General features: G+C 66.1%; 13 protein-coding genes. 9 read left to right on the top strand and 4 right to left on the bottom strand.

The window, feature by feature from the left end; genetic code table 11:
- The 4 genes from ACTHJ1_RS04120 to ACTHJ1_RS04105 form a co-directional block, all read left to right on the top strand.
- The coding region (locus ACTHJ1_RS04120) for an enolase C-terminal domain-like protein (RefSeq protein ID WP_440188100.1) at positions 1-445 on the top strand (445 nt) is incomplete at its 5' end.
- A 34-nt stretch (positions 446-479) separates the two neighbouring features.
- Entirely contained in the window at positions 480-1,511 is a 1,032-nt protein-coding gene (locus ACTHJ1_RS04115) for a Zn-dependent oxidoreductase (RefSeq protein WP_440188097.1), read from the top strand.
- Between the two features lie 213 nt (positions 1,512-1,724).
- A complete protein-coding gene (gene lptG, locus ACTHJ1_RS04110) occupies positions 1,725-2,906 on the top strand; it encodes an LPS export ABC transporter permease LptG (RefSeq protein WP_440188094.1) in 1,182 nt (393 codons plus the stop codon).
- A 42-nt stretch (positions 2,907-2,948) separates the two neighbouring features.
- The gene (locus tag ACTHJ1_RS04105) at positions 2,949-3,779 is read left to right on the top strand and encodes a symmetrical bis(5'-nucleosyl)-tetraphosphatase (protein ID WP_440188091.1); all 831 of its coding nucleotides are present in this window, start codon (positions 2,949-2,951) and stop codon (positions 3,777-3,779) included.
- A 36-nt stretch (positions 3,780-3,815) separates the two neighbouring features.
- On the opposite strand, the gene ACTHJ1_RS04100 is transcribed toward ACTHJ1_RS04105, so the two are convergent.
- From ACTHJ1_RS04100 to ACTHJ1_RS04085, 4 genes are all read right to left on the bottom strand, one after another.
- Positions 3,816-4,565, bottom strand: coding sequence for a lysophospholipid acyltransferase family protein (locus ACTHJ1_RS04100; protein ID WP_440188088.1), 750 nt, complete (start codon positions 4,563-4,565; stop codon positions 3,816-3,818).
- 70 nt (positions 4,566-4,635) lie between these two features.
- Complete coding sequence (gene ruvX, locus ACTHJ1_RS04095) at positions 4,636-5,031, bottom strand: Holliday junction resolvase RuvX (protein WP_440188085.1); 396 nt, start codon at positions 5,029-5,031, stop codon at positions 4,636-4,638.
- Between the two features lie 7 nt (positions 5,032-5,038).
- Positions 5,039-5,650 carry a YqgE/AlgH family protein gene (locus ACTHJ1_RS04090; protein ID WP_440188082.1) on the bottom strand — a complete coding sequence of 204 codons (612 nt, stop codon included), beginning with the start codon at positions 5,648-5,650 and terminating at the stop codon, positions 5,039-5,041.
- A gap of 53 nt (positions 5,651-5,703) precedes the next feature.
- On the bottom strand, positions 5,704-5,868 hold the full coding sequence (locus ACTHJ1_RS04085; RefSeq protein ID WP_066132292.1) for a rubredoxin: 165 nt from the start codon (positions 5,866-5,868) through the stop codon (positions 5,704-5,706).
- Between the two features lie 127 nt (positions 5,869-5,995).
- Here ACTHJ1_RS04085 and thiD point away from each other — a divergent pair, with 127 nt between their 5' ends.
- The 5 genes from thiD (at position 5,996) to ACTHJ1_RS04060 (ending at position 11,389) form a co-directional block, all read left to right on the top strand.
- Entirely contained in the window at positions 5,996-6,808 is an 813-nt protein-coding gene (gene thiD, locus ACTHJ1_RS04080; protein ID WP_440188106.1) for a bifunctional hydroxymethylpyrimidine kinase/phosphomethylpyrimidine kinase, read from the top strand.
- Positions 6,809-6,838: 30 nt separating this feature from the next.
- Positions 6,839-7,531: a thiamine phosphate synthase gene (gene thiE / locus ACTHJ1_RS04075; RefSeq protein WP_440188078.1), complete on the top strand. Its 693-nt coding sequence runs from the start codon at positions 6,839-6,841 to the stop codon at positions 7,529-7,531.
- 5 nt (positions 7,532-7,536) lie between these two features.
- Entirely contained in the window at positions 7,537-8,820 is a 1,284-nt protein-coding gene (hemL, locus tag ACTHJ1_RS04070) for a glutamate-1-semialdehyde 2,1-aminomutase (RefSeq protein ID WP_440188075.1), read from the top strand.
- A 7-nt stretch (positions 8,821-8,827) separates the two neighbouring features.
- Positions 8,828-9,652: an alpha/beta hydrolase gene (locus ACTHJ1_RS04065; RefSeq protein WP_440188072.1), complete on the top strand. Its 825-nt coding sequence runs from the start codon at positions 8,828-8,830 to the stop codon at positions 9,650-9,652.
- Between the two features lie 225 nt (positions 9,653-9,877).
- Positions 9,878-11,389: a DUF342 domain-containing protein gene (locus ACTHJ1_RS04060; protein ID WP_440188069.1), complete on the top strand. Its 1,512-nt coding sequence runs from the start codon at positions 9,878-9,880 to the stop codon at positions 11,387-11,389.
- The last annotated feature ends 85 nt before the right edge of the window (positions 11,390-11,474 follow it).

The following is an 11,474-nucleotide window of genomic DNA, read 5'->3' as shown; positions in this document are numbered from 1 at the left end:
GACGCCGCTGGCCGTGGGCGAGGTGTTCAACTCGATCTGGGACTGCAATTATCTGATCCGCGAACAGCTGATCGATTACATCCGCGCCACCATCGTCCACGCCGGCGGCATCACCCATGTGCGCCGTATCGCCGATTACGCAGCGATGTACCAGGTGCGCACCGGCTTTCACGGTGCGACCGACCTGTCACCGGTGTGCATGGCGGCGGCCGTCAATTTCGGCCTGTGGGTACCCAATTTCGGTATCCAGGAACTCATGCCGCACAGCGCGCTCACCGACGAAGTCTTCCCGCACAACTACCGTTTCGAGAACGGCTACCTGCTCATGGACGAGGTGCCGGGCCTGGGCGTCGACATCAACGAAGCCCTGGCCGCCCAATACCCCTACGAGCGCGCTTATCTGCCGGTCGCCCGTCTGCGCGACGGTTCGATGTGGAACTGGTAAGCGCGAGAACGCCACACAAGGAACTACTTTGAACATGCTCAGCGTCGTCGTCGACCAGCCCCAACACATGGCCGTGCAGGAACGGCCCATGCCCGAACCGCAAGAAGGCGAGGTGCGCATCCGCGTGCGCTATGCCGGCATCTGCGGCTCGGACCTGCACATCTTCCACGGCTACAACCCCTTCGTGTCATACCCCCGGGTGATCGGCCACGAGTTCGTCGGCCGCATCATGGCGGTCGGCTCCGGCGTCGATGCCTCGCGCATCGGCCAGACCGTGGTGGTGGATCCGGTGATCGCCTGTGGCCGGTGCCACGCCTGCCTCATCGGCCGGCGCAACGTCTGCAGCCGCCTGCAGGTCATCGGCGTGCATCGTGACGGCGGCTTCAGCCAGTACGCCTGCGTGCCGCAGGGCAATGCCTACGTCGTGCCCAAGGGCCTGGCCGACGCGAGCGCCTCGGTGATCGAGCCCTTCGCGGTGGCGGCCAACGTCACCGGCCGCACCTGTGTGTTCCCCAGCGACGTGGCGCTGATCTACGGCGCCGGCCCGGTGGGTCTGAACCTGATGCAGGTGCTCAAGCGGGTGTACGGCATCCGTGCATTCATCACCGACCATTTCGACGAACGCCTGGCCCTGGCGCTGCAAGTGGGCGCGGCCGAAGACGAGATCATCAACACCAAGCGCGAACCGCTGGAAGAGGCGCTCAAGAAGCGCGGCGTCGAAGGCGGCCCCACGCTGATCTACGACGCCGTCTGCCACCCCTCGATCCTGGAAGAAGCGGTGCGCCTGGCTGCGCCGGCCGGCCGCATCGGCATATTGGGCTTTTCCAGCACGCCGTCGGCCATCCCGCAGCAGGAGCTGACCAAGAAGGAACTGACGCTGTATGCCTCGCGCCTGAACTGCGCCATGTTCCCCCAGGTGATCGAGTGGATCGAGAAAGGCCTGGTCGATCCGGGCCGCATCATCAGCCACAAGGTAGACTTTCGCGACGTTCAGGGCGCGTTCGACCTGGCCGAGCGCGATCCGCGCAACAGCTGCAAGGTGCTGCTGGATTTCGGCGCTCCCTGACGCCAGGCACGTCGCAGCGCCTGTCCGCCCCCTCTTCGAGACGCAGCGGCCCCTCTTGCAAGGTCTCTTTTCGACGAGGCCGGCACACGGGTGTTTAGAGCGCGAATCCCCGGTCGGGAAATAGTCCCGGCCCGAGGATTTGTTAACCTTGCAACTTACGGCGCATTTTGCGCGCCGCATTTCCGTCTAAGCGTTACAAAAGCCTCCCCTTTCATGCGCACCGCCCGCCGCTACCTGGCCCTCGAGATATACCGCTCCTGCGCGGTCGTGCTGCTGGCCCTGCTCGGGCTGTTCACTTTCTTCGCGCTGGTGGACGACCTGGATGGCGTGGGCAAAAAATTCTCCGTCCTGGCCATGTTCTACATGCAGGCCCTGGAGACGCCCGCGCGCCTCTACGACTTGCTGCCCATCGGCCTCTTGATCGGCGCCATCCTGGCCCTGGCCGGCCTGGCCCAACGCAACGAGCTGGTCATACTGCGGGTCTCCGGGGTCAGCGGCATGCGCCTGCTGGGCGCGCTCTGGCTGCTCACGGTGCCCCTGATGGCGGGCGCGCTGCTGCTGTCCGAATACATCACACCCAGATCCGAGGCCCGCTACAGCGAAGTCAGCCTGGCGCTGCGCGGCCAGTCCAGCGACGGCCGGCTGCAAAGCGGCTACTGGTTCAAGGAGCCCTTGCCCGACAAGGGCACGCGCATCATCAACATCCAGAATCTGATGGGCAGCGGCGCGGTCAGCGACGTGACGGTCTACGATCTCGCTCCCGACCTGGAGCTGCGCATGGTGGCTCAGGCCGATTCGGGCACGCTCGAAGGCAACGGCGAGCTGATCCTGCGCACGGTCACCGAAACGCGCATCGACCCCGACGCCTCGCAAGCGCTGGCCGACGCCCGCCCGCCGGCCCGTCCGCCCGCCGCCGTGGCGACCGAGCCGAGTCTGACCCTGCACACCACGCTCAACCCCCAGCGCCTGCTGGCTCGCGTGCTGACGCCAGAGCGCATGTCCATCGCGTCGCTCATCGACTACATCAACTATCTGCACCACAACCAGTTGCAGGCGGATCGGCAAATCGTGGCCCTATGGCGCAAGGCGGTGTACCCCTTCACGCTGCTGGTCATGATCACCATCGCCGCGCCCATCAGTTTCATGCAGACCCGACGCGGCGGCGTAGGCGCCAAGGTGTTCGTCGGCATTTTGCTGGGCGTGGGCTTTTTCATGCTCAACCAGCTGGCGCTGAACATCGGCATGCTCAGCCACTGGCCGGCCTGGCTGACGGCACTGGGCCCCAACATCGGCGCCATGATCAGGGCGCTGGCCGCGCTCTCGATCATGGAATACCGGATGGTCCTGGGCAATCTGACCGCATGCCGCTGGCCCTGGAAGAAGTCGCCGGCATGACCGCCCCCACTCTCACCGTATTCGCAGCCTGGCAGAACTGACATGAGCAGCATCTGGATGATCGGCGACGTGCAGGGCTGCTGCCAGCCCCTGGACCAGCTGCTCGCGCATCCCGACATTACGGCCGACCCGGACTCGCTTTTCTGGTTTGCCGGCGATCTGGTAAACCGCGGACCGCAATCCCTGGCGGCGCTGCGCCGGCTCATCGCGCTGGAATCGCGCAGCGTGGCGGTGCTGGGCAACCACGATCTGCACCTGCTGGCCGCGGCGGCCGGCGTGCGCAAGCCGTCCAAGTCGGATACGCTCGACGAAATCCTCAATGCGCCCGATGCTCAAGACCTGATCGACTGGCTGCGCTGCCGGCCGTTGGCCCATTTCGAGCATGGCCATCTAATGGTGCATGCCGGCGTGCTGGCCAAGTGGGACGTAGCCAAAACGCTGTCCTTGGCCAAAGAGGTGCAGGCCGTGCTGCGCGGGCCCAACTGGCAAAAGGCCTTGCAGAAAATGTACGGCAACCAGCCTGCGCACTGGACCGACGAGCACCACGGCGGCAAGCGCCTGCGAGTGATCATCAACGCGCTCACGCGGGTCCGCCTTTGCACGCCGCAAGGGCATATGGATTTCAGCGCCAAAGTAGCGCCCAACGCTTGGCCGCAGGGGCTCATCCCCTGGTTCGACGTGCCCGATCGGGCCACGCGCGACATTACTGTCGTGTTCGGGCACTGGTCCACGCTGGGTTTGTATCAGCGCGAGAATGTGATCTGCCTGGATTCGGGCTGCGTCTGGGGCGGCGCCCTGACCGCCATGCGCATGCAGGACCGCAAGCTGGTGCAGATACGTTGCAGGCAGTCGCAGGCGCCAGGCGAGGAATAAGGCCCGGCCAAGGCCTGCCTGCCGACGCTGAAAGGCCTAGATCAGCTGCAAGGCGATGGCGTCGCGCGCTGCGTGCGACAGCTGCAGACGTGTGGGCGTCTCGCCCTCTTCGTCCGGCGCCGTTTGCAGAACGGGCAGAAACGACACTTCCACCGATAAGCCCGTCGCGCCCAGCACGCGCCACAAATTGACCACCAGCGTCTCCTCGCCCACGAAGGCCGCGAAACTGCTGCGTTCGCCATGATGATAGAAGCGCAGGGCCACGGGCTGGATGTCCACGCCGGCCTCGCGCGCGGGTTCGAACAAACTGGCGAAGAAAGGGCGCAGTCCGAAACCTTCGGTCGTGGTGCCTTCGGGGAAAAGGCCGACGGCCTCTCCGTTGTCGAAACACTTGCGAATGGCGCTGCTCATGTCGTGCACGGCATGGCGCTGACCCCGGTCGATGAAAAGCGTACCGGCCCCGGCAGCGAGCCAGCCGATGATCGGCCAGGCGCGAATTTCGGATTTGGCCACGAAAGCGGTGGCGCGCACCGCATTGACCACGAAGATGTCGATCCACGACACGTGGTTGGGCACCCACAGCACGGGACCGGCCATACGCGCTTCGCCGATCACGGAGACGCGGATGCCGCAAAGGCGCATCAGGTTGCGCGACCACCAGCGATTGATGGCGGCGCGGGTCGGCACGGGGGATATCCAGGGATAGACCAGGGCGATGATCGTCAGCCCCATCAAGACCCAGGGCACGACCAGGCACAGCCGTGCAATGAAGCGCAGCAGATTCAAGTAGCGTTCTCCGCGGCTAAAGGCCATTAACACTAAGGAGCCCAGCATGATACCCGGCCCCTCAGTCACATTACGGTAATGCGTCGAGGTGGCGCTGCAGGATGACCATGGCGGCCATGGCGTCGTCGGGCGCATGCGTGCCCAGGAGATCCTGAGCCTCCCTGCTCGAGCCGCGCTCGTCGACCAGCGCCACGGGCAAGCCGAAGCGGCCATTGAGCTGGTTGGCGAAGCGCCGGCAGCGCGCGGTGGCGAGCTGCTCTCCGCCATCGGAGGCCAGCGCCAAGCCGACTACCAGCCGCTGCGGCCGCCATTCGTCGATAAGCTTGGCGATGCGCCCGAAGCGGGCTTCGCGCACCTCGGAAAAAATAATTTCGAGCGGGCGGGCCTGACGCGTGAGCGTATTGCCGATGGCCACGCCGATTTTTTTCTCGCCGAAATCGAAGCCGAGCAACATTTCTTCGAGCATGAATCACTCAGGCATGGCCGGCGCCGCCCGACAGCATGATCGGGTCCACGCCCAATAGCTTGAGCGCCTCGGGGTAGCGTTCCTCGGGCGGCACATCGAAGATGATGCGCGAGTCCGCGTCGACGCTGAGCCACGCGTTCTGGCTGATTTCGTATTCGAGCTGGCCTGCGCCCCAGCCGGCATAGCCCAGCGCCACCAGCATGCGCTGCGGGCCATCGCCTTCGGCCGCGGCCTGCAGAACGTCGCGCGAGGTGGTGAGCGTCAGCTCGCCCAGCTTGACGCTGGAGTTGTACTCTCCCGCGGGTGCATGCAACACGAAGCCGCGGTCGGTTTGCACCGGGCCGCCGAAGTAAACCGCATCGTCGCGCGCCGGCGCGCCTTCGACCTTGAGCTCGATGCGCTCGAACAAGGCGGAGAGCGAAAGATCGGTAGGCCGGTTGATCACCAGACCCAGGGCGCCGCGCGTCGTGTGCTCGCAGACATAGACCACGGAACCGGCGAAATTGCCGTCGACCAAAGCGGGCATGGCCAGCAGGAATTGATTGGAGAAATCCGTGGCCGGCGGCTCGGCCGACGGACGATCGTCGTCCTGATCGGCTTGGTGCGTATTTTCGGTCATGATGTCTCCGTCACGATGTCGCGTCATGGGCAGCAGGTGCACCGCATGCGCGATCAGATTTCCATCAGTTCGAAATCTTCCTTGCGGGCGCCGCACTCCGGGCAGACCCAATTGGGAGGGACGTCTTCCCATTTGGTGCCGGGAGCGATGCCCTCCTCGGGCAAGCCGGCCTCCTCGTCATACACCCAACCGCAAATCAGACACATCCAGGTACGCATGATTCTCACTATCTCAAGCCCCCCACCCGGCGTTATCTCGACCCTGGGGGGCATCTATTAGAATGAAGGCCGATCTTACCTAAACCCGAGCCAGCCCGCTGCGGCATAACGCGGCCGATTACCCGTGATTTCCCCTGTTCCCCCTCCCCTTGCGCTCATATTCGGGCCTTTCGATCCGACCGGGGCCGATGGCCTGCCCGCCGACGCGGTTACGTTTGCCAGTCTGGGCTGCCATGGCCTGGCCGCCGTCACTGCGCTCACCGTACAGGACACAGCCGGCCTGGAAGAAGTGCACCCCGTCTCGCCCGAACTGCTCGACGACCAGGCGCGATGCCTGCTGGAAGACATGCCCGTGCAGGCCATCAAGATCGGCGGCCTGTACAGCACCGAAACCGCCAGCGTGACCGCGCAGATCGCGGCGGACTACAGCCAGGTGCCCCTGGTGTTGCACCTGGGCCCGCGCGGCCCGGCCGGCGACGACGCGTCCGAGCAGGACGACGCCGACGATCTGCTGGCCGCCACGCTGGAACTTCTGCTGCCGCAAGCGCATCTGGTGGTGGTCGAGCACATGCGTCTGGCCCAATGGCAGGCCGACGGCAGCATCGATATCGGCGATTCCCCCAGCCCCGCGCACGCCCTGCTGGCCGGCGGCGCGCAGTGGGCCTTGGTGCTGGGTGTGCCGGTACGCCCCGGCCACCTGGAAAACCTCCTGCTCGGGCCCGAGGGCCAGACCCAGGCCTGGCCCTGGCAGCCCCCGCCCGAGCGCAACAACGACACCGGCGGCGTGGTCGCCGCAGCCGCGACGGCGCTGCTGGCCCGGGGCCTGGACGTGCCGCACGCCGCCGATCTGGCGCTTGCCCATGCGGCCCGGGCCATTGCCGCGGCTTTTCTGCCCGGCATGGGCAAACGCGTTCCGAACCGCGTCGACGTGCGCGGCTAAGGCGCCGAGCCCAACGCAAAGGCCTCACCCATGACTGCTTTGCGATTTCCGCGCGGCCTGTACGGGGTCACGCCCGAATGGGACGACACCGACAGGCTGCTGGAGGCCGTGCGTCTGGCTGCGGCCGGCGGCATGAGTGCGCTGCAACTGCGCCGCAAGACCCTCCCCGACGCCGAGCGCGCGGCGCAAGCCAAAGCCCTGGCGCCCCTGTGCCGCGAGCTGGGCGTGGTCTTTCTCGTCAACGACCACTGGCGCCTGGCGCTCGAGGTCGGCGCCGACGGCGTACACCTGGGCCGTGACGACGCGGATCCGGTGCAGGTACGCAAAGAAGCGGGACCGGATCTACTCATCGGCGTGTCCTGCTACGACGAGCTCGAGCGCGCGCGGCGATTGCTCGCCGCCGAGCCCGACTACGTCGCCTTCGGCGCCGTATTTCCTTCTCCCACCAAGCCGCAAGCCGTACGCGCGCCGTTGTCGCTGCTCACGCAGGCCCACGCGCTGGTCGAAGAATGCAGCCCGCCGCGTCCTGCCGTCGCGGCCATCGGCGGCATCACGCCCAACAACGCCGCGATCGCGGCCAAGGCCGGCGCCGACTGCGTCGCCGTCATTACCGCCCTGTTCGACGCTCCCGACATCACTGCCGCCGCGCAAGCCTGCGCAGCGCCCTTCCTGACTCCGCCCACGCGCTCCTGGCGGGTGCCTTTCAATTCTTCGCAGCCCTGAACAGCATGACCACCAACGCCGAACTCTTCGATCGCGCCTGCCGCAGCATTCCCGGCGGCGTCAATTCCCCCGTGCGCGCCTTCCGCTCGGTGGGCGGCACGCCTCGCTTCATCCGGCGCGCCCAGGGCCCCTATATCTGGGACGCCGAAGGCATGCGCTATATCGACTATATCGGTTCTTGGGGCCCGGCCATCCTGGGTCATGCCCACCCCGAGGTGGTACGCGCCGTGCAGGAGGCTGCCGTCGGCGGCCTGTCTTTCGGCGCACCGACCGAAGCCGAGATCGAGTTGGCCGAAGCCCTGATCCAACGCATGCCGTCGATGGAACAGGTGCGTCTGGTCAGCTCGGGCACCGAGGCCACCATGTCGGCCATCCGCCTGGCGCGCGGCGCCACCGGCCGCGCCAAGATCGTCAAGTTCGAAGGCTGCTATCACGGCCATTCCGACAGCCTGCTGGTCAAGGCCGGCTCGGGCCTGCTGACCTTCGGCAATCCCAGTTCGGCAGGCGTGCCGCCCGAGTTCGTCGCGCACACGCTCACACTGGAATACAACAACCTGCCGGCGGTTCAGGCCGCGTTCGATCAGCACGGCGCGGACATCGCCTGCGTCATCGTCGAGCCAGTGGCCGGCAACATGAACCTCGTCATGCCGCGGGCGGGCTTTCTGCAAGGTCTGCGCGAGCTTTGCACGCGTCACGGCTCCGTGCTGATCTTCGACGAAGTGATGACCGGCTTTCGCGTCGGCCCGCAAGGCATGCAGGGCTTGGCAGGCATACGCCCCGACCTCACCACGCTGGCCAAGATCATCGGCGGCGGCATGCCGGTGGGCGCCTTCGGCGGCCGCGCCGATCTGATGGCGCACATTGCGCCTCTGGGCGGCGTCTATCAGGCCGGCACGCTATCGGGCAATCCGGTAGCGGTGGCCGCAGGCCTGGCGACGTTGCGCCTGATCGGTCAGCCCGGTTTCTACGAAGACCTGAGCGCCCGCACGAAGCGTCTGGCCGAAGGCCTGCAGACGCGCGCCCGCGCAGCGGGCGTGAGCTTCTCGGCGCAATCCATCGGCGGCATGTTCGGCCTGTATTTCAGCGCCGAGGTGCCCGAAACTTTCGACGCCGTATCGGCTTGCGATGTCGCCCGGTTCAGGCGTTTCTTCCACGCCATGCTGGATCGCGGCGTGCATTTCGCGCCGTCGGCCTTCGAAGCCGGCTTCGTGTCGGCCAGGCACGACGACACGGTCCTGCAGGCGACATTCGACGCGGCCGAGCAGGCGTTCGCCGAGCTGGCCGGCTGAGCCCGCCATGCGCGCGCTTGCCCTGCTGTGCCTGTGCGCCATGCTGGGCGGATGCATGCTGGCCGATCCCAACCAACATGCCGAGGTCGTCGCGGCCCCCGCGCACCTGCAGCGCGAGACCTTCGCCACGCGCGACTTCCTGCTTACAGGATTCGTCAGAATCACGCGCCCCGACGCCCCGCTCGATCTCTACATCGAAGGCGACGGTTATGCCTGGGTCACGATCTCCGAACCTTCGCTCGATCCTTCGCCGCACGAAGCCACGGGTCTGCAACTGGCCGCGGCCGACCCCGCGCCCAACGTGGCCTATCTGGCCCGGCCCTGCCAATTCACGCCGATGGACCTCAATCCGCAATGCGCCGTTACCTACTGGACGGGCAAACGCTATGCGCCCGAAGTCGTCGCCTCGATGAACGACGCAGTCGACCGACTCGTCGCGCGGGTGCCCGGCCAACCTGTGAATCTGATCGGCTACTCCGGCGGCGGCGCGGTGGCGGTGCTCATCGCCGCCCGGCGCCATGACGTCGCAACGCTGCGCACCGTGGCCGGCAATCTCGACAGCGAATACGTGAACCGCATCCATCGCGTATCGCCCATGCCGCAATCGCTCAACCCCATCGACTTCGCGCGGCGCGTGCGCGCCATTGCGCAGATTCATTTCAGCGGCAGCGACGACACCACCGTGCCGACCGAGGTCGCCCGGCGCTTCGCGGACCGCACGGGGCCCGCGTGCGCACGGATCGACATCGTGCCGGGCATGACGCACGACGGCGACTGGGCGGCCGTCTGGCCCAGATTGCTCGCCCTGCAGCCTGCCTGTTCGGACAAATAGCGCCCGCAGGCCGGCATTTCTCGGCGCGTCGGCCTGCCGCGCTCGAACCACACGGGGCTGCGGATCTTGCCCTTTGTTTTTTTGACATTTGATCTTGCAAGGAAAAGTAAAGCCCCCGCGGAACGGTGCTTTAATCGGACGGCCGAAACATGGCGCCATAACATCGAACTAAAAAGCTGACGCCGGCGCACCGCCTCGCGCCGGCCGCCCGCCCCAGGAGGATTCATGCCCGCAGACCTACCCGAGGATCTGCCCGAAGGTCTGCCTACAGATCTGATCGAAGGCTTGCCCACCGATCCGCCGCCGGAGGTCCCGCTCGACGGACGCGTCCATCTGTACGTCGATAACGACCACATGGCCGCCTCGATTTCCCTGGAGCCGCCCCTGAACGGCGGCGCCGCCGTCGCCGAAGAACAGGTGCGGGCCGAAATGACCGCTCGCGGCGTGGTGGCCGGCATCCTGGACGACGTGCTGCGGCAGACCGTCGAACAGGGCATCGGCTCCTATGTGTGCATAGCCAAGGGCCTGGAGCCTACGCCCGGCCAGCCCGCCGTCTTCACCGATTTGATCGAATCCCCCCCCGAGCATGATGCCCAGGGCTCAGAGGAAGAAGACGACGACGCCTATGCCCGCATCGACTACCGCGACCTGGGCAACCTGGTACTGGTCACGCCCGGCGTCCCGCTCATGCGCCGCACGCCGGCCGTGCCCAGCATTCCCGGCTTCGACATCACCGGCAAGGTCATCGAACTGCCGCCGATATCGGACGAGCCTTTCGCCGAACACCTCGCGGGCGTCGAGATATCCCCGGACGACCCGAACCTGCTGATCGCGTCCATCTCGGGCGCCCCCAAAATCATGGAACATGGGGCCTCGGTGGTCGCGCTGGTCGAAGTCGATTCGGTCAACCTGGATACCGGCAATATCGATTTCGACGGTTCGCTGAAGGTCAGGGGCGACATCGTCGCGGGCATGAAAGTCCACGTGACGGGCGACGTCGTGGTCGCCGGCACCATCGAGGCCGCCGACGTCCATGCAGGGGGCAACATCACCGTCAACGGCGGCATCGTCGGCATGGCCGACACGGTCGCCACCGACGGCCAGGCGCAGTCGCGCGCGGCGCGACTGGTCTGCGAAGGCTCGGTCAAGGCGCGCTTTATCTCCAATGCCCAGATCGATGCGCGCAAGATGGTGGCGGCCGAACGCGAAATACGCCAAAGCTTCGTCGATGCCGGCGATTGCGTGGTGGTCGGTCCGCCGGGTTCGCAAAAGGGCGCCATCGTCGGCGGACGCACGCGCGCCATGATGTCGGTGCAAGCGGGCGTCCTGGGTTCGATGTCGGCGGTGCGCACCGAAATCCAGGTGGGCCTGAATCCGCGCACGGACGCCAAGGCCGAAATCCTGCAGCAGAAACGCAAGGAACTGACCGAGCAGCAGGGCAAACTGGAAAAACTGGTTCTGTTCCTGCAAGCCAACCCGCAGAAGGACGTCAACAACATCGGGCAACGGGCGCGCGAAACGCTCAGGCAGACGTTCGCCGACATGACCGCGCTGGCCGCGCAGGAAGAAGATCTCATCAAGGCCCTGGTACCCCGGGCCGACGCCTATGTAGCTGTCAGAAAGCATATCCACAGCGGCGTCAACGCGCGCATCGGCAACAAGGCTCGCGAGTTTCGGGAAGACTACCCGGGCGGCAAGCTCAGGCAGGGCCCCAACGGCGACATCGCGATAAGCTGACGTCGAATTCGGGCACACCGACCGGGGGGCCGCATTCGCGGCCCTTTGGTTTTTTGACATTTGGGCCGAAGGCGCGCGCGAGACT

This window comes from Bordetella sp. (assembly GCF_051960075.1).
Classification (GTDB): domain Bacteria; phylum Pseudomonadota; class Gammaproteobacteria; order Burkholderiales; family Burkholderiaceae_B; genus Bordetella.
The sequence above is the reverse complement of the archived record's forward strand: the minus strand, read 5'-3'. Positions and strand labels throughout refer to the sequence as shown.